General features: G+C 71.6%; 22 protein-coding genes and 7 tRNA genes. 18 read left to right on the top strand and 11 right to left on the bottom strand.

The genetic code is table 11. The features are described from left to right. The first annotated feature begins 538 nt into the window (after positions 1–538). The 3 genes from CFW40_RS05925 to CFW40_RS05915 all read left to right on the top strand — a co-directional run bounded on the left by CFW40_RS05925 (position 539) and on the right by CFW40_RS05915 (position 2,402). Positions 539–745, top strand: coding sequence for a hypothetical protein (locus CFW40_RS05925; RefSeq protein WP_088796786.1), 207 nt, complete (start codon positions 539–541; stop codon positions 743–745). A gap of 270 nt (positions 746–1,015) precedes the next feature. Further along, a complete protein-coding gene (locus CFW40_RS05920; protein ID WP_088796785.1) occupies positions 1,016–2,041 on the top strand; it encodes a phosphotransferase family protein in 1,026 nt (341 codons plus the stop codon). Positions 2,042–2,114: 73 nt separating this feature from the next. Then, positions 2,115–2,402 (top strand): zf-TFIIB domain-containing protein, encoded by a 288-nt coding sequence (locus CFW40_RS05915; protein ID WP_088796784.1) that lies wholly within the window; start codon positions 2,115–2,117, stop codon positions 2,400–2,402. Between the two features lie 63 nt (positions 2,403–2,465). On the opposite strand, the gene CFW40_RS05910 is transcribed toward CFW40_RS05915, so the two are convergent. The 5 genes from CFW40_RS05910 to CFW40_RS05890 all read right to left on the bottom strand — a co-directional run bounded on the left by CFW40_RS05910 (position 2,466) and on the right by CFW40_RS05890 (position 2,936). After that, positions 2,466–2,537: transfer RNA gene (locus CFW40_RS05910), tRNA-Val, on the bottom strand. Positions 2,538–2,571: 34 nt separating this feature from the next. Beyond that, positions 2,572–2,643, bottom strand: a tRNA-Val gene (locus CFW40_RS05905). 38 nt (positions 2,644–2,681) lie between these two features. Further along, positions 2,682–2,753 (bottom strand) — tRNA-Val (locus CFW40_RS05900). Position 2,754: 1 nt separating this feature from the next. Next, a tRNA-Cys gene (locus CFW40_RS05895) sits at positions 2,755–2,828 on the bottom strand. Positions 2,829–2,863: 35 nt separating this feature from the next. Continuing rightward, positions 2,864–2,936 (bottom strand) — tRNA-Gly (locus tag CFW40_RS05890). A 177-nt stretch (positions 2,937–3,113) separates the two neighbouring features. On the opposite strand from CFW40_RS05890, the gene CFW40_RS05885 reads away from it, so the two are divergent. Genes CFW40_RS05885 through CFW40_RS05875 form a run of 3 tightly spaced genes read left to right on the top strand, consistent with a single transcriptional unit; the run spans position 3,114 to position 5,868 of the window. Further along, positions 3,114–4,181, top strand: a complete 1,068-nt coding sequence (locus tag CFW40_RS05885) for a chorismate-binding protein (RefSeq protein WP_088796783.1) — start codon at positions 3,114–3,116, stop codon at positions 4,179–4,181. Beyond that, complete coding sequence (locus CFW40_RS05880; RefSeq protein ID WP_088796782.1) at positions 4,178–5,002, top strand: aminotransferase class IV; 825 nt, start codon at positions 4,178–4,180, stop codon at positions 5,000–5,002. Before CFW40_RS05885 ends, CFW40_RS05880 begins: the two co-directional genes overlap by 4 nt. A gap of 35 nt (positions 5,003–5,037) precedes the next feature. Further along, positions 5,038–5,868: an N-acetyltransferase gene (locus tag CFW40_RS05875; protein WP_088796781.1), complete on the top strand. Its 831-nt coding sequence runs from the start codon at positions 5,038–5,040 to the stop codon at positions 5,866–5,868. A 70-nt stretch (positions 5,869–5,938) separates the two neighbouring features. Here the strand turns inward: CFW40_RS05875 and CFW40_RS05870 are convergent, their stop codons facing one another. Continuing rightward, positions 5,939–6,466 carry a DsbA family protein gene (locus CFW40_RS05870; RefSeq protein WP_088796780.1) on the bottom strand — a complete coding sequence of 176 codons (528 nt, stop codon included), beginning with the start codon at positions 6,464–6,466 and terminating at the stop codon, positions 5,939–5,941. Between the two features lie 195 nt (positions 6,467–6,661). Here CFW40_RS05870 and CFW40_RS05865 point away from each other — a divergent pair, with 195 nt between their 5' ends. After that, positions 6,662–7,123, top strand: coding sequence for a hypothetical protein (locus tag CFW40_RS05865; protein ID WP_088796779.1), 462 nt, complete (start codon positions 6,662–6,664; stop codon positions 7,121–7,123). A gap of 68 nt (positions 7,124–7,191) precedes the next feature. After that, positions 7,192–7,347, top strand: a complete 156-nt coding sequence (locus CFW40_RS36990) for a hypothetical protein (RefSeq protein ID WP_018087659.1) — start codon at positions 7,192–7,194, stop codon at positions 7,345–7,347. Between the two features lie 66 nt (positions 7,348–7,413). Here CFW40_RS36990 and CFW40_RS05860 read toward each other — a convergent pair whose 3' ends face one another. Continuing rightward, positions 7,414–7,983 carry a CGNR zinc finger domain-containing protein gene (locus tag CFW40_RS05860; protein ID WP_088796778.1) on the bottom strand — a complete coding sequence of 190 codons (570 nt, stop codon included), beginning with the start codon at positions 7,981–7,983 and terminating at the stop codon, positions 7,414–7,416. A gap of 227 nt (positions 7,984–8,210) precedes the next feature. Continuing rightward, entirely contained in the window at positions 8,211–8,624 is a 414-nt protein-coding gene (locus CFW40_RS05855; RefSeq protein WP_003959770.1) for an SsgA family sporulation/cell division regulator, read from the bottom strand. Between the two features lie 190 nt (positions 8,625–8,814). Between CFW40_RS05855 and CFW40_RS05850 the strand changes: the two genes are divergently transcribed. The 4 genes from CFW40_RS05850 to CFW40_RS05835 all read left to right on the top strand — a co-directional run bounded on the left by CFW40_RS05850 (position 8,815) and on the right by CFW40_RS05835 (position 10,109). Beyond that, positions 8,815–9,246 (top strand): TIGR02611 family protein, encoded by a 432-nt coding sequence (locus CFW40_RS05850; RefSeq protein WP_088796777.1) that lies wholly within the window; start codon positions 8,815–8,817, stop codon positions 9,244–9,246. Positions 9,247–9,300: 54 nt separating this feature from the next. Next, positions 9,301–9,372, top strand: a tRNA-Val gene (locus CFW40_RS05845). An 86-nt stretch (positions 9,373–9,458) separates the two neighbouring features. After that, positions 9,459–9,920, top strand: coding sequence for an SRPBCC family protein (locus CFW40_RS05840; protein ID WP_088796776.1), 462 nt, complete (start codon positions 9,459–9,461; stop codon positions 9,918–9,920). Positions 9,921–10,037: 117 nt separating this feature from the next. Further along, positions 10,038–10,109: transfer RNA gene (locus tag CFW40_RS05835), tRNA-Val, on the top strand. Between the two features lie 136 nt (positions 10,110–10,245). On the opposite strand, the gene CFW40_RS05830 is transcribed toward CFW40_RS05835, so the two are convergent. After that, positions 10,246–10,971, bottom strand: coding sequence for an exonuclease domain-containing protein (locus CFW40_RS05830; RefSeq protein WP_088801932.1), 726 nt, complete (start codon positions 10,969–10,971; stop codon positions 10,246–10,248). Positions 10,972–11,170: 199 nt separating this feature from the next. Here CFW40_RS05830 and CFW40_RS05825 point away from each other — a divergent pair, with 199 nt between their 5' ends. From CFW40_RS05825 to thrS, 3 genes are all read left to right on the top strand, one after another. Next, positions 11,171–11,737, top strand: a complete 567-nt coding sequence (locus CFW40_RS05825) for a DUF4365 domain-containing protein (protein WP_088796775.1) — start codon at positions 11,171–11,173, stop codon at positions 11,735–11,737. Next, a complete protein-coding gene (locus CFW40_RS05820) occupies positions 11,737–12,915 on the top strand; it encodes a hypothetical protein (protein ID WP_088796774.1) in 1,179 nt (392 codons plus the stop codon). The genes CFW40_RS05825 and CFW40_RS05820 overlap by 1 nt, the downstream gene beginning before the upstream one ends. Positions 12,916–13,039: 124 nt before the next feature. Continuing rightward, entirely contained in the window at positions 13,040–15,019 is a 1,980-nt protein-coding gene (gene thrS, locus CFW40_RS05815) for a threonine--tRNA ligase (protein WP_088796773.1), read from the top strand. An 89-nt stretch (positions 15,020–15,108) separates the two neighbouring features. Here thrS and CFW40_RS05810 read toward each other — a convergent pair whose 3' ends face one another. Then, entirely contained in the window at positions 15,109–15,750 is a 642-nt protein-coding gene (locus tag CFW40_RS05810) for a potassium channel family protein (RefSeq protein WP_088796772.1), read from the bottom strand. 67 nt (positions 15,751–15,817) lie between these two features. Here CFW40_RS05810 and CFW40_RS05805 point away from each other — a divergent pair, with 67 nt between their 5' ends. The 3 genes from CFW40_RS05805 to CFW40_RS05795 all read left to right on the top strand — a co-directional run bounded on the left by CFW40_RS05805 (position 15,818) and on the right by CFW40_RS05795 (position 18,490). Continuing rightward, positions 15,818–16,375 carry an HIT domain-containing protein gene (locus CFW40_RS05805; protein ID WP_088796771.1) on the top strand — a complete coding sequence of 186 codons (558 nt, stop codon included), beginning with the start codon at positions 15,818–15,820 and terminating at the stop codon, positions 16,373–16,375. A 100-nt stretch (positions 16,376–16,475) separates the two neighbouring features. After that, positions 16,476–17,288: a polysaccharide deacetylase family protein gene (locus tag CFW40_RS05800; RefSeq protein WP_371127307.1), complete on the top strand. Its 813-nt coding sequence runs from the start codon at positions 16,476–16,478 to the stop codon at positions 17,286–17,288. After that, positions 17,288–18,490, top strand: a complete 1,203-nt coding sequence (locus CFW40_RS05795) for a YncE family protein (protein ID WP_088796769.1) — start codon at positions 17,288–17,290, stop codon at positions 18,488–18,490. The genes CFW40_RS05800 and CFW40_RS05795 overlap by 1 nt, the downstream gene beginning before the upstream one ends. 18 nt (positions 18,491–18,508) lie before the next feature. Here CFW40_RS05795 and CFW40_RS05790 read toward each other — a convergent pair whose 3' ends face one another. Next, positions 18,509–20,164 carry a hypothetical protein gene (locus CFW40_RS05790; RefSeq protein ID WP_088796768.1) on the bottom strand — a complete coding sequence of 552 codons (1,656 nt, stop codon included), beginning with the start codon at positions 20,162–20,164 and terminating at the stop codon, positions 18,509–18,511. Positions 20,165–20,282: the final 118 nt, after the last annotated feature.

The raw sequence follows: 20,282 nt of genomic DNA, 5'->3' as shown, positions 1-20,282 counted from the left end.
CGGCTCGCTGTGCTGAGAGGCCGCGCATGCGTCGGCGGCCGGATTGCCGGTGGCGGGTGCGATTCCCGCGGCGGGCGGGGAAAACCGGCCGCCGGGCGTCCCCGCGCACCGTGAGCAATCCCAATGATCCGCCGTGGAAGGGAATTTGGCGGGATGAAAGGGGATCAGGTGTGGTTGGCCGGGGATGCCGGGGATGCGGCCAAGAGGCGGTAAGCGGGGGTGCGCGCGGCGGTCCGCAGGCGCGGGGCCGTGGTGCGCGGGGGAGCGGACGACGTGAGCGAGGTCACCCTCAGGAGTGCGCGGGCCAAGGCGGCGCAGCGGTCCCCCTTGGGGGAGACCCCCAAGGCCTGGCGCCGTCTCTCCACCCAGGGGAGTACACGGGGCGCCGGGCCGTCATCCTCCCGGAGGCCGACCAATCGGTACGACGGCATGACGCCCGTCGCCGGCCACGTGCCTACTGTTGTCTTCAAGCGGCGGGCGCCGCACTCGTCCCCCGAGGTCAGACGCCCGCCGCCCCAGACACGACGGGAGCGGGACGATGGTGCGGAGCTCAGGGCGGACGGCCCTTCGGGCGCAGGGGCGGCGAGCCACTGTGCCCGGCGGCCGGCAGCCCTCCGGCACGCGCCATCCCCTCGTCGCGGTGGCCATGGTGCTGCCGCTGGCCTGCGTTCTCGTCGTGGTCTTCGGCGGCTGGGAGGCCGTGATGACACAGGCGTCGTCCGTGGTCGGAATGTTGGGGCGCTGAGCGGCGCCCCGGTCCCGGGAGAGCGGCCCGGGACGGGGACCTCCGGCTGAAAGCCCCGTGGGGACGGGGGTGCGGCGGACGGCACGACGGCCGGGCATCTGGGGAGATGCCCGGCCGTCGGGTTTTCCCGGCCGCCGTCCTGCCCGGCCCCACGGACCACGCGTACGATCCCCCTCCGGGCCGCCCACAGCCCGCACCACCACCCACGGCGCACCCTGCACGGCCCGCCGCCCACGACGCCGTCCGGCGCGCGCAGGACCAGGGGGAACGATGGCCACCTCACTGCTCGACCGCCTCGCCGCCCTGTCCGCGACGACGGCCCGGCCCGGCGCTCCGGCCTCCACCGCCACCCCCGCCCCCGAGGTGCTTGCCGACCGCCCCGACGGCACGGTCGTCCGCAGCGGCCCCACGGTCGCCAAGGCGCACGCCCCCGACGGCGACCCGCACGACCTGGCCACCCGGCTGCGGATCGCCGCCCACCCCCTTCTGCACGGCATCCTGCTGCCCCCGCTCCCGGTCACCGCCCCCGGCGGCTTCCTCACCTTCACCGAGGAGGGCCGCGCCCTCACCCGCTGGCCGTACGGCAGCCCGGTGCGGCCCGACGACCCGGGCGCCGCGCCCTGGGAGGACGCCGCCCGCCTGCTGGCCCGTCTGCACACCGTCGACCCCCGCCAACTGCCCGGCCCCGTACCGCCGATGCGCGGCCCCGCCAAGGCCGCCCGCGCCCTGGCCCGGCTGCGCACCGCCCTGGCCGCTGCCGACGGCCCGCCGCTCGCCCTCCGGCCCGGCCCGGGGCCGCTGCCCGCGGCCGCCGCGGCCGTCGAGCGGGCCTGGGCCCTGCTGCCGCCGTGGGCCAAAGGCGCCGCCCCGCCGCCACGCGCCGGCACCCTCTGCCACGGCGATCTGCACCTGGGCCAGCTCGTCCGCCACCCGGCCACCGGCGGCCCCTGGCTCCTCATCGACATCGACGACCTCGGCACGGGCGACGGCACCTGGGACCTGGCCCGCCCCGCCGCGTGGTTCGCCACCGGCCTGCTCGCACCGGACCTCTGGACGCGTTTCCTCGCCGCCTACCGCGCCGCCGGCGGCCCCGCCGTCCGGCCGTCCGGCGATCCCTGGCCCGACCTGGAGGTTCCGGCCCGTGCCCTGACCGTGCAGACCGCCGCGCTCGCCCTCGCCAAGGCCCTCACCGCCGCCCGCCCTCTGGACGAGTCCGAGGCGGCGGTCGTCGCGGCCTGTGCCCGGATGGCCTCCCTGCCGGACCGGTTGGCGCCCGGCGGCCCGGACGTAAGGTGAACACCCCGCCGCCGGGCCGCCGTTCCGGCGGCGCGGCAGTGACCAGTGCCGGATGACAGGAGTGGAGCCGACGATGCAGTGCCCCAAGTGCCATGCGCCGATGCAGACATACCACCGCAATGGCGTGCAGATAGAACAGTGCGCCGGCTGCCGGGGGATCTTCCTGGACTACGGGGAGCTGGAAGCGCTGACCCGCCTCGAGTCACAGTGGTCCCAGCAGCCTCCGCCGCCGCCCGCCCCGCAGGCCTACCCCGCAGCGCCCGCCTGGGGCGCCCCGCACCAGGGCCACCACGGCCACCATGGACACCACGGTCATCACGGCCACCACCGAGGCTTCGGCCACATGCTCTTCTCGTCCTGACCGGTCCCTGCCGGACAACGACCGAGGGCCGGAGCGAATTGCTCCGGCCCTCGGGATCAGGTGTGGACGATACTGGGATTGAACCAGTGACCTCTTCCGTGTCAGGGAAGCGCTCTCCCGCTGAGCTAATCGTCCGCGGGACCGCGAATCACGAAGATCCGCAGCTGCGTGCGCGATACTGGGATTGAACCAGTGACCTCTTCCGTGTCAGGGAAGCGCTCTCCCGCTGAGCTAATCGCGCGGGATGGAAACCCCGGTCAAGCACGTTCGGGGATCCAGTGGACGATACTGGGATTGAACCAGTGACCTCTTCCGTGTCAGGGAAGCGCTCTCCCGCTGAGCTAATCGTCCTTGGAGGTGGAGACGGGATTTGAACCCGTGTAGACGGCTTTGCAGGCCGTTGCCTCGCCTCTCGGCCACTCCACCAGGAGTGAGGGGGTTCGGGAAGATCCCCCACATCGAGCGGACGACGAGACTCGAACTCGCGACATCCACCTTGGCAAGGTGGTGCTCTACCAACTGAGCTACGTCCGCAGGTGTCTCTCCCAGACTACGTCCGGGAGCTACGTGTCCTCCGGGGCGCTTGCGCGTCCCGGCGACGTGTTGAACTCTAGCGGATTCCGGGGCCAGTACAAAAACGCGTTTGTGCAGCGTGCTGCGCTGCTCGCTCGGCACAGGCAGCCTCGGGGCCGCCGCCATAGACTCGCTGACGTGCACGACTTCGCTCCGATGGCACGCTTCGGCGGCCTGATAGCCACCGACCTGCTGGATGTGACCAGCGATCCCGCGGCTCTGGACTCCACGGGCTGGTGGGCCGTGGCCGCCGATTTCGAGGGCGCGGTGGTCTGCGCCCGCTTCGGCGACGTACGCCCGGCCACCGCGGCGGACGGTCCGGACCCCGACGGCTGGCGCGGCCCCGCCCCCGGTGCCTGGACCAGCTCCCTGGACCGCGACGCCTATACAGGCGGTGTGCGGCGCATCCGTGAACACATCGCGGCCGGCGACGTCTACCAGGTGAACCTCTGCCGGGTGCTGACCGCGCCGCTGCCCGACCCCGGCCGTGCCGACGTGGACGCGCTGTCCGCGGTGCTGGCCCGCGGCAACCCGGCGCCGCACGCGGGCACGATCCGGCTGCCCGGCCATGGCGTCGAGATCGCCAGCGCCTCCCCGGAGCTGTATCTGCGGCGCGAGGACCGCACCGTCGCCTCCGGCCCCATCAAGGGCACCGGGCGGACCGCGGCGGACCTCTCGGCGAAGGACCGGGCGGAGAACGTGATGATCGTGGACCTGGTCCGCAACGATCTCGGCCGGGTCTGCGCCACCGGCTCCGTGACCGTCCCGGCACTGTGCGCCGTCGAAGAGCACCCCGGCCTGGTCCATCTCGTCTCCACCGTGTGCGGCGAACTGGACGGGGCGAACGAGAAAACCGCCTGGGCGGATCTGCTGGACGCCACCTTCCCGCCCGGGTCGGTCACCGGCGCCCCCAAATCCAGCGCGCTGCGGATCATCGACGAGCTGGAGACCGCACCCCGCGGCCCCTACTGCGGAGGCATCGGCTGGGTCGACGCGGACCGCCGCACCGGCGAGCTCGCGGTGGGCATCCGTACGTTCTGGATCGACCGCACCCCGCCCGGCGGCCCAGTGCTCCGCTTCGGCGCCGGCGCCGGGATCATCTGGGACTCCGATCCGGAGCGGGAGTGGGCCGAGACCGAGTTGAAGGCGCGCAGGCTGCTCGCGGTAGCGTCGGGCCTGCACGAGGCGAGTGGAGGAAAGCGATGAAGATCTGGCTCAACGGCACGCTGCAGGACGCCGAGGGCGCCCGGGTCTCGGTCTTCGACCACGGGCTGACGGTCGGCGACGGAGTCTTCGAGACCATCAAGGCCGAGCGCGGCCGTGCCTTCGCCCTCACCCGCCACCTGGAGCGCCTGACCACCTCGGCCCGCGGACTGGGCCTGCCCGATCCCGATCTCGACGAGGTGCGGCGCGGCTGCGCGGCGGTCCTCGACGCCAACCCGATGGCCCTGGGCCGGCTGCGGCTCACCTACACCGGCGGCGTCTCACCGCTCGGCTCGGACCGCGGCGACGCCGGCCCCACGCTGGTCATCGCGCTCTCCGAGACCACGCGCCGCCCCGACACCACGGCCGCCGTCACGGTCCCGTGGACCCGTAACGAGCGCGGGGCGCTCACCGGCCTGAAGACCACGTCGTACGGCGAGAACGTCGTCGCCCTGGCCCGCGCCCGTGAACGGGACGCCTCCGAGGCCCTGTTCGCCAACACGGTCGGCGCGCTCTGCGAGGGCACCGGCTCCAACGTCTTCGTCGTGCTGGACGGCGAACTGCACACGCCGCCGCTGCACTCCGGCTGCCTGGCGGGCATCACCCGCGCCCTGACCATCAGCTGGGCCGGCGCCAAGGAGACCGACCTGCCGCTGGACGCACTGGAGCGGGCCGAGGAGATCTTCCTGACCTCCACCCTGCGCGACGTCCAGGCCGTGACCCGCATCGACGACCGTCAACTCGCCGACGCCCCGGGCCCGGTGACCGCGGAAGCCATGCGGATCTTCGACGAGCAGTCCGCCGCCGACTTCGATCCGCGGTGATGACGGGCCCGCGCAGGGGCGAGTAGAAAGTCCTCGTGACCACAACGCTGCGCCCCGCGGGACCCGAAGAGCGACCCGACGACGGGCGCCGGGCCCGTCCGTACGACATCTGTGTCAACAGCCGCAGGGTCGGGGGGATCCGGCTGACGACGGATGCCCGGTTCGGCCCGACGGCGGGCCGGATCGCGGAGCTGACCGTCGAGGAGCCGGACCGGCACCGCGGCCGCGCCACGGTCGCCGCGCTCGCCGCCGAGGAGGTCCTGCGCGGCTGGGGCTGCCGGCAGATCGAGGTGACCGTCCCCGCCGGCGCCGAGGCCGCCGCCCGGCTCGCCGCGGCGCTGGGCTACACCGAGCGCAGCCGCACGATGAGCAAAACCCTCGACGGCCCGCCCCGGCTCCCCGGGAACAGCAGCGACCGTGCGCTCAGCGAAGTGGAGTACCCGGCCTGGCGGGACGCCGCGCTCGCCGAGTACGTCCGGACGCAGCGGGGCCAGGGGATGCCCCGCGCACGCGCCGAGGAGGTCGCGGCCGCGAGCCATCGCGCCCTGCTGCCGGACGGTGTGGACACGCCCGACCACGCGCTGCGCGTCCTGGCCCACCGCGGCGCGGACGTCGGCAGCATCTGGGTCGCCCTGCGGATGCCGGGCCAGCCGGGCGGCTATGTCGTCGACGTACGGGTCGATCCCGCACACCGCGGGCACGGCCACGGCCGCACCCTGATGCTGGTCGCCGAGCGCGAGAGCCTGGCCGCCGGCCACACCACCCTCGGCCTGAACGTCTACGCGGACAACGCGCCGGCGCTCGGCCTCTACACCTCGCTGGGCTACCGGCCCACCGGGTACCTGTTGTGGAAGCCGATCCTGTGAGGCGGTCCGGGCGGCGCCCGTGAGACCGGCCCGAAGCCCGTGCGGCCCGCCGGTGCCCGTGCGGCCCGGCTCAGTCCTGTCCGGCCAGCAGCCGGTCGGCGATCTCCTCGATGCGGGCGCGCAGCCCCTCCTGGCTCGTGCCGCCGTCCAGCCGCTCGCCGCCGATCACATAGGTGGGGGTCCCGGTCACCCCGATCGCCTTGCCCTCGGCCTGGTCCGCGTCGACGATCAGCAGATGCCGCCCGTCGATCAGCGCGGTGTCCAGCTCCTCGGCGTCCAGCCCCAGCTCCCCGGCGACCTCCAGCAGCAGCTTCTCGCCGCGCGCGCCGAGCTCTTCGCTGCGCGCCAGCACCGCCTCGATGTACGGCCAGCCCTGGCCCTGCTCGATGGCCTCCTCGGCGGCCTGCGCGGCCACGTAGGCGTGCTTGTGCTTGGGGAGGGGGAAGTGGCGCAGCCGGACGTCCAGCCGGTCGCCGTAGCGCGCCCGCAGCGCCCGCAGGTCCTCCAGGGCGGTACGGCAGTCCGGGCACTGCAATTCGCACCACACGTCCAGAACGGGGCGGTCGGGGCGGGCGGCGGAGGTGGTGGCGTCGTTCATGGGGCCAGTCTTCCAGCCCGCCCCCGGCCGACACCCGCTGGTACCCCGCCCCGGTGACGGAACCGGCACCTGCGGAGGAGCGCAACCCCGAGATGTCCCTGAGCCCGTCCCGGAACATGGCCCGCGCCCGGCCGGACAAGGCAGGATGGAAGGGAGCAGAGTGCCTGCTCGCCCTTTCAGCAGCAGGAGGACCGGATGCTGACCTCGACCGTCTGCGCCGCGGTGTCGGCAGTGGGCCTGGGCATCGCCGCGCTGACGGCATACCGCAAGCGGTTCCTGGCCGCGACCCGCATCGCCGCTTTTTCCTTGGTTCCCATCGGCCTGGTGATGACGGGCGTCATCGACTGGGTCACCAACATCGTCTTCAAGCCCACGGTCTGGGCCGGCTTCGGTGTGCTCGCACTCTCCGCCGTGCTGTTCATGATCAGCAGGGGAGTGGAGCGCCGCAGGGGCGGGATCGGCAGCCGCAAGGAGCGCAAGGCCGCGGCGGCCGACCGGTCCGACGCGGTGGCCCCGGCCGCCTCCGTGCCCTCCCTCGGCGCCGCCCGGGGCGCCGCGCAGCCGGCATCCAAGGGGAAGGCCGCCCAGGGCAAGGACGGCGCACCCAGGGATGACTTCTCGGACATCGAAGCGATCCTGAAAAAGCACGGGATCTGATGAACTACCGCTGCTGAGGCGCATATCGGGCGCATTGGCACGATCATCTGCGTCATGATGCGCGCGAGATGAACGATGAGTGCGCCCTCGCCCAAGACGACGCCCCGTCCCCCGAACCGCGCGGCTGCCTGTTCGCGCTGTCCCAGCCGCCGCTGATGCTCTTCCTCGCCGTCATCGGCTTTCTGCTCCTTCTCGGGGCGGTGCACGACCTCTTCCTGCTGTGAAGCGGCCATGCACCGCCGCTGTACACCCCGCCGCCGTCCACCCCGTGGGGGTGCCGCGACCGGCGCTCAGCCCGCCGCGGCCTCCCGCCGCCGCGCCCGGTAGGCCGCGACATGCAGCCGGTTTCCGCAGGTGCGGCTGTCGCAGTAGCGCCGGGAGCGGTTGCGCGAGAGGTCGACGAAGGCATGCCGGCAGTCCGGCGCCTCGCAGCGCCGCAGCCGCTCGCGCTCTCCGGCGACGAGGAGGAAGGCCAGCGCCATCCCGCCGTCCGCGGCCAGGTGCTCGGCGACCGACGCGCCCGGCGCGAAGTAGTGGACGTGCCAGTCGTACCCGTCGTGATCGGTCAGCTGCGGTGTGGTGCCCGCCGAGGCGACCAGCGCGTTCAGCTGTTCGGCCGCGGCGCGGTCGTCGTCGGCCGCGAAGATCCGCGCGAACCGCGCGCGGACGGACCGTACGGCCGCCAGATCGCCCGCACCGAGCGCCCCCACGTCGCTGACGTCATGGCGCCGGACGAAGTCCTCGAGGGCCGCGAGGCCGGTCAGGCTGTCCGGCGCTGCGGGCGAGTCGCCCTCCGGAGCGGTGTTCAGCAGGTCGACGACCGCATCCAGTGCGCACCGGGTGTCATGGCTGATCATCACGGTTCCGCTCCCTGGCAGGGTGGGGCCGGACGAGTACCGCCCCCGGTGTGGTTGCCGCATGGTCGCCGAATCCCGCGCCCGGAACAAGCTTCAGCGCCGACTCCGCGGTGGGTCCGCGGCGACGACGCCGAAGTGTGCCGTATGAACTTGTCGGTCCTGCGCCGTCTCCCCGAGTCGGACGGACGCAAGTGTGAGCGGGTGGGTGCTTTCGGTAACCGTGCTGCGTCTCAGCTCTCCGCAAGGATGTGGGAGAGCTCGGTGTCGAGATCGAAATGCCGGTGCTCCGTACCGGGCGGTACGGCGGCATCGGTCCTTTTGAGGAACGACTCGAGGGCCCGTGCGGGCGCCTCGAGCAGGGCCTCGCCCTCCGGGGAGCTCAGGGCGATGCAGACCACGCCCTGTCCGTGGCTCCGGGACGGCCATACTCGGACGTCTCCGGTGCCCGTGGGCCGGTGCAGGCCCTCGGCGAGGAGGTCGCGGGCGAAAACCCACTCCACGGTCTCCTCGGCTCCGGTATGGAAGGTGGCATGCACGGCATAAGGATCGGCCGTGTCATACCGCAGGCCCGCGGGTACAGGCAGTGAGGACTCGCTCGACACAACGAGGCGCAGGTGCAGCTCGCAGCTGACCGTGGTGTTCATAAGCGCCAGGGCCTTTCGCTCAGTGTGCGCTCGGGGATTCGCACGTCGGCGAAATCGACATGCCACCTACGGTGCCGTTGTAAACCCCTCTGACGGTTTTGTGTGGCTTCAGGTACCTCTTCCGGCGGATTGCGGGATCGTCCTCGGCGGTAATTCCGCCGGACCCACCCCGTCCGGTAAGTTTGCGGGTATGAATACGCAGAGTAACGGGGGGTTGGGAACGGTGGAGGAGGACGCCGCTCCGGCCGGGCAGCCGCTCGGTTCGAGAGCGCCGCACTTCATCAAGCGCTCCCGGCCGCTGCACGTGAGCTGGCAGGTCGGGGTCTTCGTCGTCGGCCTCGCGGTCGTGGTGGGCGGCGTGATCATGCTGCCGCTGCCGGGGCCGGGCTGGCTGGTGATCTTCGCCGGTATGGCGATCTGGGCGACGGAATTCGTCTGGGCCCAGCTGGTGCTGCGCTGGACCAAGCGGAAGGTCACGGAAGCGGCCCAGAAGGCGCTCGACCCCAAGGTGCGGCGGCGCAACATCATCCTGACCGCCGTCGGCCTCGTGATCATCGCCGCGGTGCTCGCGGTCTATGTCTGGAAGTTCGGCCTCGCGATGCCGTGGAACGTCTCCGAGTGACGTCGCCGTGGTCAGAAGTGCCCGCCGACGTGGGGTAATGTTGGCGGTGCGCCCGGGCGATTAGCTCAGTGGGAGAGCGCTTCGTTCACACCGAAGAGGTCACTGGTTCGAACCCAGTATCGCCCACCCCGGACGACGGCCCGGAGACTTCAAGTCTCCGGGCCGTCGCAGTTGTTGCGCACCTGCGCCGCCGCGGGGCGCACACTGGGACCATGCCCGTCCGGTCACGCCGACTGCACCGCTACCGCTTTTGCACCGTCTGGCTGCTCAACGCCCCGCCGACCGTCGTCTACGCCGTCCTCGAACGCGCCGAGGCCTACCCCCGGTGGTGGCCGCAGGTCCGCGAGGTGAAGGCGCTCGACGACCGCAGCGGCGTCGCCCGCTTCCGTTCGGTGCTGCCGTACGACCTCACGGTCGTGGCGAGCGAGCGCGTACGGGACCCGGGCGCGGGGGTGCTGGAGATAGGGATGAGCGGTGACCTGGCCGGCTGGGCGCGCTGGACGGTGGTGCCCGGCGCCGGCGGCACCCGCGCGGTCTTCGAGCAGGACGTCGAGGTCTGCAAGCCGCTGCTGCGGCGCTTCGCGCTGCTGGGGCGGCCGGTCTTCCTCGCCAATCATGCGCTGATGATGCGGTCCGGGCGCCGGGGGCTCGCCGCCTGGCTGGCCCGCGGATGAGGCGCCCCGCATGCCCCGGCGGGGCCGCCCCGGGCGCCGGCGGAACAGGAATTTGATGGAAGCCCCGCGCGGCCTGTATTGTTCTGCTCGTTCGCGAGGGAAACCCCGCCGACACCCGGGCGATTAGCTCAGTGGGAGAGCGCTTCGTTCACACCGAAGAGGTCACTGGTTCGAACCCAGTATCGCCCACCGGGATCAAGAACCGGGCCGCAAAAAGCGGCCCGGTTCTTTTTGTTGGGAGAAGGCGGCGCCGCGCGGGGAGAACATCGCACCGGGAATTCCGGCCGGCGCCTTTGCCGGCCGGGCCGGAATTGCTGATGAGGGATCAGGCCGCGGCGGGGAGTTCGGGGCGCAGCGGCCAGTGCGGATCGACGGTTTCGGGGTTGCCGCTGCGCTCGAACCACGCCTGCAGGCCACGTGCCTGGGCGGCGTACCAGACGGCCTGGCGGGTGTGCAGCTCCGCCGGGTGCAGCTTCTCCAGGCGGTCCGCGTAGCGATGGCCCAGGGCCCGGACGACGCGCAGCGCGGCGAGTGCGTCGGCGGCCGCCTCGTGGGCGTCCGTCAGCTCGACCTCGTAGTGGGCGCACAGATCGGTGAGCGTGCGGCGTCCCTTGCGGTAGCGGTCCAGGTGCTTGTCGAGGACGCGGGGGTCGAGGATGCGCAGCGGATGGCCGCCCAGGTAGGCGTCGAGCGAGCTGGCGCGGTGCCGTTTCAACTCGCGCTCCAGGAGAGTGAGGTCGAACGGGGCGTTCATCACGACCAGCGGGCGGCCGGCCACCGACTGGGCGGCCAGGGCACGCGCCACCTCTTCCAGCACCGGCGCGGGCCAGCGGCCGTGCAGCGCGAGATGGTCGCCGGTCAGGCCGTGCACCGCCGTGGCGGCCTCGGGTATGTCGACGCCCGGGTTGATCAGCCAACGGGTGATCCGGGGCGCGGAACGCGGTGTCTCCTGGACCACCAGGGCGGCGGAGACGATGCGGTCGCGCTCGACGTCGATGCCCGTGGTCTCGGTGTCGAAGGCGGCAAGCGGTCCGTCATACCAGCACGGCATCATCCCAACTCCTCGCACTCGTACAGGGGATGACATGCACGCCACCCGAGCTGGTGATACCCGAGCCGCCCGGCGCTCGAACCGTCTTTGTTTGCGGACCACTTGACGCGGAGACAACCAGAGTGACGGGCCGGCGGGTTCCGCCTTCTCCCCGTCATCCACCCGCACCGATCGGCACAGCCCGGAAGGCTCCCCCGCGATGACGCTCGCGCAGCCCGAACCGGGCGGGCTGCTGCCCCAGCTGTCCACACCGCAGCGCGGCTCAATCGCCACCACTGCGTGCATGGAGACCCTTCAGGTGGGCTATCTGCACGCGGTCGCCGCCGCCTCGGGATGTTCGCTGGCGCAGCCCTTCCCGGACAACGGAATCGACTGGCACGTCAGCCATGGCGCGCCCGGCCACACCGTCGACGACGAAGTCACGATCAAGGTGCAGCTCAAGTGCACCTACCAGACCGCCCCCCGCCCGCCGGGGCCGACGTTCGCCTTCACGCTCGACAACGACCATCTGGTGAAGCTGGCCCGTACGCCCGTATCGGTGCACAAGATCTTGGTCGTGATGCTGGTCCCGCGGACCCGGGAGGACTGGCTGCGGGCCTCCCACGACCGTCTCGCGCTGCGGCACTGCTGCTACTGGATCAACCTGGCCGGCCATCCGGTGACCGGCCGGCGCAGGACCACCGTGCGGATCCCGACCGCGCGGATCTTCGACGACCGAGCGCTCTGCGAGATCATGACGCGGGTCGGGGCGGGAGGGAGACCCTGATGTACCGGCCGACCGACGAATACGACGCGCGACTCCTGGATCCCGCCCAGCTCGATCCGGCGGTGCTCGGCGCGCTGCTGGCCCGGCACGGCTGGCGGCGCCGGGGCGGGGCCGCGGGCCACTACGCCCGGTGGACACCGCCCGGCAGCGCGGGCGGCACCAGCCTGCTGGTGCCGCACGACCGCCGCTTCCCCGACAGCGGGGAACTGCTCGCGGAGGCGCTGGCGGCGCTGGCGCAGAGCTCCGCGCCCTCCGCCCGCGAGGTGCTGGTGGGGCTCGCGGTGCCCAGCGACGAGGTGCGCTGGGTGCGCGAGGTGCCCGACGGCGGCTCGGGGGCCGCGTACTGGGTCGCCCAGGAGCAGCTGCGCGGTGCGGCCCGCGCGATGCTGATCGCCGGGGCGCTGGGGACGTGCGGCCGGGCCGGCTACTACGGCGCGCGGCACAAACGGCAGGCCGAGGGGTTCCTGGGCGAGGTGCTGGTCGGTCCGGCGGCGGCCGGGCGCCGGCTGACCGCGTTCGTCCCGGTGCGCGGTGGGCGCGGCGCGGTCGCCGTGCTGCAGCGGGCGCTGCACGCGGCCCGCGACGCCACCGACTACCAGCGGGCCACCGGCGGGATGGAGGCCTTCGACGCGGCTGTCGAGCTGGGGGTCTGCCATGAGCTGGTCCAGGCCCTGATCGCGCTGGTGCGGGACGCGGAGGGGGTGCGGATCGCGGTCGCGTGGTCGCCGGGGGCCGGCGCCCCGGCCGGCTGCCCGGCCCGCCCCGAACCGGTGGAGTTCTCGCCCGGCGATCTGCCCGCGCTGCAGCAGGCGGCCCAGCGCTACGTACGCGACGAGCCGTCGCTGCCGGTGCGGGTGACCGGCGCGGTGATACGGCTGCGCAGGGAGCGGCCCGGCGGGCCCGGCACGGTGCGGCTGCGGGTGATCACCGGGGCGGATGTGGTGCAGGTGCGGGTCGCGCTGGGGGAGGAGGACTACCGCATCGCCGGGCACGCGCACCTGGTGGGACTGCCCATCCGGGTGAGCGGCCGGCTGGAGAGCCGGGGCGGCTTCCGCCGGATCACCGGCGGCCGCGATGTCACGCCCGTACAGGTCGACGAGGCGGAGCGGGACCGGCTGCTGAAGTCGCTCCAGGAAAACCTCGACTTCTTCGAGGAGGCGTGCGGCGCCGAGGAATAGCGGCGCAGGAGCGGTTTTCGGGCCGGGGGTGGTGAAACCGTTTCGCGGTCGGGTCCGGTGGCTCGGTACGATTCGGCTGCGCAGCAATCGCTGTCGCGCAAGAGACATGAGTCAGGAGAGACCGGTGTCAGACGTCCGTGTGACCATCCAACGCGATTCCGAGCGGGATGAACGCGTGGTGACCACGGGCACTACGGCCGCCGACCTCTTCCAGGGTGAGCGCAGCGTCGTGGCCGCACGGGTCGCCGGAGAGCTGAAGGACCTCGCGTACGAGGTCGCCGACGGTGACGCGGTCGAGCCCGTGGAGATCTCCTCCGAGGACGGTCTGAACATCCTGCGGCACTCCACCGCGCATGTGATGGCGCAGGCCGTGCAGGAGCTGTTCCCGGAGGCGAAGCTCGGCATCGGCCCGCCGATCAAGGACGGCTTCTACTACGACTTCGACGTCGAGACCCCGTTCCACCCCGACGATCTCAAGCGCATCGAGAAGAAGATGCAGGAGATCCAGAAGCGCGGGCAGAAGTTCGCGCGCCGGGCGGTCAGCGATGACGCCGCGCGCGAGGAGCTGGCCGACGAGCCGTACAAGCTCGAGCTGATCGGGATCAAGGGCTCGGCCGCCGAGGCCGCCGAGGGGGCCTCCGCCGAGGTGGGCGCAGGCGAGCTCACCATCTACGACAACCTCGACGCCAAGACCGGCGAGCTGTGCTGGAAGGACCTGTGCCGCGGTCCGCACCTCCCCAGCACCCGCGCCATCCCGGCGTTCAAGCTGATGCGCTCGGCCGCCGCCTACTGGCGCGGCAGCGAGAAGAACAAGCAGCTGCAGCGGATCTACGGCACCGCCTGGCCGACCAAGGACGAGCTCAAGGCGCACCTGGAGTTCCTGGCCGAGGCCGAGAAGCGCGACCACCGCAAGCTCGGTGCCGAGCTCGACCTGTTCTCCGTTCCCGAGGACATCGGCTCGGGCCTGGCGGTCTTCCACCCCAAGGGCGGCATCATCCGCCGGGTCATGGAGGACTACTCCCGCCGGCGGCACGAGGAGTCGGGGTACGAGTTCGTCTACACCCCGCACGCCACCAAGGGGAAGCTCTTCGAGAAGTCCGGCCACCTGGACTGGTACGCCGACGGCATGTACCCGCCCATGCAGCTCGACGAGGGCGTGGACTACTACCTCAAGCCCATGAACTGCCCGATGCACAACCTGATCTTCGACGCGCGCGGCCGCTCGTACCGTGAACTGCCGCTGCGTCTCTTCGAGTTCGGGACCGTGTACCGGTACGAGAAGTCGGGCGTCGTGCACGGCCTCACCCGCGCCCGGGGCTTCACCCAGGACGACGCGCACATCTACTGCACCAAGGAGCAGATGGCGGACGAGCTGGACGCCACGCTCACCTTCGTCCTGGACCTGCTGCGCGACTACGGTCTGACCGACTTCTACCTGGAGCTGTCCACCAAGGACCCGGAGAAGTTCGTCGGCTCGGACGAGGCGTGGGAGGAGGCCACCGAGACGCTGCGGAAGGTGGCCGAGAAGCAGGGGCTGCCGCTGGTCCCGGACCCGGGCGGCGCCGCGTTCTACGGTCCGAAGATCTCCGTGCAGACCAAGGACGCCATCGGCCGGACCTGGCAGATGTCGACCGTCCAGCTGGACTTCAACCTTCCGGAGCGGTTCGACCTGGAGTACACCGCCGCCGACGGCACCAAGCAGCGTCCGGTGATGATCCACCGCGCGCTGTTCGGTTCCATCGAGCGGTTCTTCGCGGTGCTGCTGGAGCACTACGCGGGTGCGTTCCCGGCGTGGCTGGCGCCGGTCCAGGCGACCGGGATCCCGATCGGCGATGCCCACGTCCCGTACCTGCAGGACTTCGCCGCGCAGGCCAAGGCCAAGGGCCTGCGGATCGAGGTGGACTCCTCGTCGGACCGGATGCAGAAGAAGATCAGGAACGCGCAGAAGGCCAAGGTCCCGTTCATGATCATCGCTGGTGACGAGGACGTCGCGGGCGGCGCGGTCTCCTTCCGCTACCGCGACGGGACGCAGAAGAACGGCATCCCGCGCGAGGAGGCGATCGCCGAGATCCTCGACGTCGTGGAGCGTCGCGTCCAGGTGTGACGCGTGCCTGAGCACCGGGCCCCGGAGAGCGACCCGCTCTCCGGGGCCCCGTCATGTTCCGCCGCCGGATTCAGGTCTCGTCGCCGGGTTCAGGTCTCGCCGTCCTGTCGGAAGCGGCGCAGCAGCCAGGAGGAGAAGGAGCCCACCACCGCCCCGATCAGCGCCACCCCGACGAACATCAGCGCCACCGCGACCAGCCGGCCGCGCGGGGTGACGGGGGTGGCGTCGCCGTACCCCGTGGTCGTCAGCGTCGAGCAGGCCCACCACACCGCGTCCCCGAAGGTGTGGATGTTCGCGCCCGGGGCGGAGCGCTCGTCGTGGTAGACGGCCAGGCTGGCCGCGAAGCCCAGCAGCAGCGAGGTGATCCCGGTGTACGCCATCACCCGCGATTCGAGGGCGAGCCGTGGATGGTCCCGGCGCCGCTGCATCCGCTCGTGCATGTCGACGATCCGCAGCGGCCGCAGCAGGGGGAGCACGGTCACGATCAGATCCAGCCAGCGGGTGCGCAGGAAGCGGCGCCGGTCGTTGCTGAGCGCCAGCCGCGCCAGATATTCGACGACGAAGACGCCCCAGGTGACGGCGGTGACCAGCTCCCACCAGGTCTGCCAGCCGGGGGAGAGGCCGGGGACCAGGACCCGGACGGCGTAGGAGGTGAGGAAGAGGAGGGAGGCGGCAAGGAGGTAGGGCTGGGCGGTTCGTTCCCAGGTCCACAGCCGCTGCTCCCTGTCCACCGGCTCAGCATCGCGGAGCGGACCGCGGTGTGTGCCCCAACGACACGGCGCCAACGGGCGAAGCCATATGCTGGCCCGTATGACAAGCGAGCCGGAGCAGCAGATCGGAGTCGGGACGCAGGACGCTTTCCAGCGTCTGTGGACGCCCCACCGGATGGCTTACATCCAGGGCGAGAACAAACCGTCCGGCCCGGGGGCGGGCGACGGCTGTCCGTTCTGCACGATCCCGGCGAAGTCCGACGAGGACGGCCTGGTGATCGCGCGCGGTGAGTATGTCTATGCGGTGCTGAACCTCTACCCGTACAACGGCGGGCACCTCATGATCGTCCCGTTCCGGCACGTCGCCGACTACACGGAGCTGGACGGCCCGGAGACCGCGGAGCTGGCTGAGCTGACGAAGCAGGCGATGACCGCGCTGCGCACCGCCTCCGGAGCGCACGGCTTCAACATCGGGATGAACCAGGGCACCGTCGCCGGTGCCGGGATCGCGGCCCATCTCCATCAGCATGTCGTCCCGCGCTGGGGCGGTGACACCAACTTCATGCCGGTGGTCGGTCACACCAAGGTGCTGCCCCAACTGCTCGCCGACACCCGGGCGATGCTCGCGGACGCCTGGCCCGCCTGAGGCCGCCGGCCTCGCCCGGGGCCGGCATCCGAAGCGACACGCGCCCGGGCGAATCGGGCATATCTCCCTAATTCGGATTAGTTGCCTCTCTAATGGGGTGGTGACTTCCCTAGATCGCCGCTCCGTGCTGCGCGCGGCCGCCTCGGCCGTGGCCGCCGGTGCACTGGTGCCGGGCTGCGACCCGCACCGGGACGACGACTCCGGCGCCGTACGGTCCGGCGGGCCGAGCCCTTCCGGTGCGGGCTCTTCCGGGGCGGGTCATGCGCCACCCGCCCGTGCCCGCACCGCCCGCCCGCCGGTCCGGGTGCCCGGTCTGCCCGTACAGATCGCGCACGGGCCGCGGAACGGCCGTGCGGTCGCGCTGACCTTCCACGGCAGGGGCGACCCCACGAGGGCAACCGCCCTGCTCACCGAGGCCGAGCGGGCCGGGGCCAGGGTCACCGTGCTCGCCGTCGGCGACTGGCTCGACGAGCAGCCCGCGATGGCCCGCCGGATCCTCGACGGCGGCCATGAGCTGGGCAATCACACCATGCACCACCGCAATATCTGTGCCCTGCCGGCCGCCGAGGCCTACGCCGAGATCACCCGGTGCGCCGACCGGCTGCGCGCCCTCACCGGGACCATCGGCAGCTGGTTCCGCCCCTCACAGGCCCAGCGGGCCACGGACCTGGTGACCGGGCTGGCCCGCAAGGCCGGCTATCCGCACGTCCTCTCCTACGACGTGGACTCCCGCGACGCGGACGACCCCGGGGCACCGGCCGTCCGGCGCACGGTCCTGGACGCGGTCGGGTCGGGCTCGATCGTGAGCCTCCACCTCGGGCACGCCGGCACGGTGGCGGCGCTGCCCTTGATCCTCGACGGCCTCCGCCGGCGCGGTCTGCGCGCGGTGACGACAACGGAGCTGGTGACCTGATGGCTGACCGGAAGCGTACCCACGACCGTCCCCGTCCCCGCGCACGTCACCGGGCCGCACTGCTCGCCGTCGCCTGCGCGCTGACAGCGGCGGGCTGCGGCGGCGGCGAGACCGGGCGGGCCGGGCACAGCCCGCGGCCGGTCGAACGCGCCCCGGTCAAGGCCGCCACCTCCGGTCTGCCCGGGATGCCGCCGCTACTGGACGAGCACGACCTCTATGCGGCGGACCGGCCGGGCAAGCTGGCGCCGCAGGTCAAGGGCTTCCCCTCGCGGATCTACGTCCCCAACACCGGCTCCGACACGGTCAGCGTCATCGACCCGAAGACCTACAAGGTCATCGAGACCATTCCGGTGGGCGTACAGCCGCAGCACGTCGTGCCGTCCTGGGACCTGAAGACGCTCTGGGTCAACAACAACCGGGGGCACGACCTGACCCCCATCGACCCCGCCACCGGCAAGGCCGGCAAGCCCGTCAAGGTCCACGACCCGTACAACCTCTACTTCACGCCCAACGGGAAGTACGCCGTCGTGATGGCCTCGATGGACCGGCAGTTGGTCTTCCGCGACCCGCACACCATGGAGATCCGCAAGACGCTGCCGGTCAACTGCGGGGGCGTCAACCACGCCGACTTCTCGCCCGACGGGCGGTACTTCATCGTCTCCTGCGAGTTCTCCGGGGAACTGCTCAAGGTCGACACCGAGAAGATGAAGGTGATCGGCCAGGAGAAGCTGCCGTTCGAGGGGGCGATGCCGCAGGACGTGAAGATCGCCCCGGACGGCAAGACCTGGTACATCGCGGACATGATGGCCGACGGCATCTGGATCCTCAACGGCGACACCTTCGCACAGCCCAAGCTCATGCCGACCGGCAAGGGTGCCCACGGCCTCTACGTCAGCCGCGACTCGCGCTACATGTACGTCTCCAACCGCGGCGAAGGCTCCGTCTCCCGGCTCGACTTCAAGACCGGCGCCCTCATCGGCAAATGGCACATCCGCGGGGGCGGCAGCCCCGACATGGGCGGTCTGTCCACCGACGGCAAGGTCCTGTGGCTGTCCGGCCGCTACAACTCCGAGGTCTACGCGCTGGACACCCGTACCGGCGCCACCCTGGCCAAGATCCCCGTCGGCCAGGGCCCGCACGGGCTGGCGGTCTACCCGCAGCCGGGGCGGTACTCCTTGGGGCACACGGGCATCTTCCGCTAGAGGGAGACACCCCCGGGCCTACGCGTTGTACTCGTCCGCCTTCTGCGGCTCCACTCCCTGGATCATGCCGCTGAGCACCAGGGAACGGTTGGTGAAGCGCTCGGTGTCCACGCCGTTCTCCTTGAGGACGCTCATCGCGGCGGCGTGGACGGTGCGCAGCACCGGGGTCGCGGCGCGCAGCGCGTCATCGGCCATGAAGCGGTGGCGCCAGGGCTTGTCGGCCCAGACGTGCCGCAGGCCGAACGGCTCGGGGAGGGTCAGCTTGCCGCCGAGGAAGTCCAGCACCGGCGGGAACCAGGTCAGCGGGGCGCGCGCGGCGAGCCGGACCACCTCCTGCGGCTCGATGAGCGGCAGGTGCTGCGTCTTGGTCTCCCAGAACTTGACGACCTTGGCGACGTCCTTGGTCTTGGGCTCGGGCTTGGTCGTGAACAGGCCGTGGACCGGGCCGAGGGCGTGGCCGGTCACCTCGATGCGCAGGGTCTCGTGCAGCACCGTGACCGTGATCATCAGGGTGATCACCAGCTGGCCGTCCCACAGCACGAACTGGACGCCGAGGTAGTGGCGGTTGCCGCTGCCGAACTGCTGCTCGTTGCAGATCCGCTCTATCTCGTGCCCGCGGATCTGGTACGCCTCCACGTGGGTGCCCTCGGGGCGGGTGACGGCGGCGGCCTTCTCCCCTACCGGCGAGACGATCCAGTGGCGCACGGACGGTGTGGGGAAGCCGCCGGTGTGCAGCGGACTGCGCTCCAGCAGCCGCAGCTTGTCGTGGATCGCCCGGATGACGTCCCAGCTGCGGAACGGGTGGATCTCGGCGTTCCCCGGCGCCGGCGTCAGCTCCTCGGCGAGCTGCCAGCTGCCCCAGCGGGTGCCCATGCCGAGTATGCCCTTGGGGCCGGCGTAGAAGACGACGTTGCTGGTCTGCTCGGCGGAGATCTTGGCGAGGTTCTGGCGGAGGGTTTCGGCGGCGGTCTGGTTCGGGTCCTGCGGCACCGCCTCGGGGATCTTCGCGGCCACGCCGCCGCCCTCCAGCAGCCCCTTCCAGGACTCCCGCATGGCCACCGCGGTCTTCTCGCAGATCTGCTTGGCCCACCACCAGCCGATCACCGGGGCGAGGACCATGGCGCGGGCGTACAGCGGCCAGAAACCGGTGAGCGGCAGCTTGACCATGAAGAACAGGCCGACGCCGGCCAGCACCGTCAGCAGCAGCCCGCCGAGCAGCGAAAGCCCCTTGCCCGCACCGTCCTTGGAGAGCATCTTCCGCAGCTGGAAGACGCCCAGCCACACCAGCACCCCCGGCAGGAACAGGACGCCGAACAGCACCATCAGCAGGGTCAGCTTGGCGTCCCGCTGCTTGCGCACGCGGGTGGCGGACAGGCAGTGCTCGACGATGGTCTGCGGCTCGGTCCCGAAGGACTGGATGAGCGCGGCGCGCCCGCCGCCGAGCATCCGCACCTGCACGGCACGCGAGAACGCCTCGCCGAGATTCGGCGCGAACAGCGACAGCTTGGGCTTCTTGATCGCGGACTTGCCGGAGTCGGAGTCGGCCTTGGAGATCTCGGCCAGTGGACTGTCCCGGTAGGCGGCCGAGGCCAGTGCCTGGGTCGCCGCCGTCTGCCCGGCGCTCCCCGAGAGCGGGACCTGCGCCCCGGGACTGAAGTCAAAGCCGTCTGCCACTACCGCCCCCACACCCCACGTATCCGATGATGCGGCTCTTCCCGACTTCCGTCGACGGCACACCTGCTGAGGGCCTGTGTTCGAGCCCGTGACCTCGCATCCTGCCGCCGGCCCCCCA

The organism is Streptomyces sp. 2114.4 (genome assembly GCF_900187385.1).
GTDB lineage: Bacteria > Actinomycetota > Actinomycetes > Streptomycetales > Streptomycetaceae > Streptomyces > Streptomyces mooreae.
Note: the sequence above shows the minus strand (reverse complement) of the source record. Positions and strands in the feature narration are given on the sequence as shown.

Excerpts from the sequence above, each read along its gene's own strand:
- CFW40_RS05925 (WP_088796786.1), top strand. The coding sequence starts at position 539 with ATGGTGCGGAGCTCAGGGCGGACGGCCCTTCGGGCGCAGGGGCGGCGA.
- CFW40_RS05920 (WP_088796785.1), top strand. The coding sequence starts at position 1,016 with ATGGCCACCTCACTGCTCGACCGCCTCGCCGCCCTGTCCGCGACGACG.
- CFW40_RS05915 (WP_088796784.1), top strand. The coding sequence starts at position 2,115 with ATGCAGTGCCCCAAGTGCCATGCGCCGATGCAGACATACCACCGCAAT.
- CFW40_RS05880 (WP_088796782.1), top strand. The coding sequence starts at position 4,178 with ATGAAGATCTGGCTCAACGGCACGCTGCAGGACGCCGAGGGCGCCCGG.
- CFW40_RS05870 (WP_088796780.1), bottom strand. The coding sequence starts at position 6,466 with ATGAACGACGCCACCACCTCCGCCGCCCGCCCCGACCGCCCCGTTCTG.
- CFW40_RS05865 (WP_088796779.1), top strand. The coding sequence starts at position 6,662 with ATGCTGACCTCGACCGTCTGCGCCGCGGTGTCGGCAGTGGGCCTGGGC.
- CFW40_RS36990 (WP_018087659.1), top strand. The coding sequence starts at position 7,192 with ATGAACGATGAGTGCGCCCTCGCCCAAGACGACGCCCCGTCCCCCGAA.
- CFW40_RS05855 (WP_003959770.1), bottom strand. The coding sequence starts at position 8,624 with ATGAACACCACGGTCAGCTGCGAGCTGCACCTGCGCCTCGTTGTGTCG.
- CFW40_RS05850 (WP_088796777.1), top strand. The coding sequence starts at position 8,815 with ATGAATACGCAGAGTAACGGGGGGTTGGGAACGGTGGAGGAGGACGCC.
- CFW40_RS05840 (WP_088796776.1), top strand. The coding sequence starts at position 9,459 with ATGCCCGTCCGGTCACGCCGACTGCACCGCTACCGCTTTTGCACCGTC.
- CFW40_RS05830 (WP_088801932.1), bottom strand. The coding sequence starts at position 10,971 with ATGCCGTGCTGGTATGACGGACCGCTTGCCGCCTTCGACACCGAGACC.
- CFW40_RS05825 (WP_088796775.1), top strand. The coding sequence starts at position 11,171 with ATGACGCTCGCGCAGCCCGAACCGGGCGGGCTGCTGCCCCAGCTGTCC.
- CFW40_RS05820 (WP_088796774.1), top strand. The coding sequence starts at position 11,737 with ATGTACCGGCCGACCGACGAATACGACGCGCGACTCCTGGATCCCGCC.
- CFW40_RS05805 (WP_088796771.1), top strand. The coding sequence starts at position 15,818 with ATGCTGGCCCGTATGACAAGCGAGCCGGAGCAGCAGATCGGAGTCGGG.
- CFW40_RS05795 (WP_088796769.1), top strand. The coding sequence starts at position 17,288 with ATGGCTGACCGGAAGCGTACCCACGACCGTCCCCGTCCCCGCGCACGT.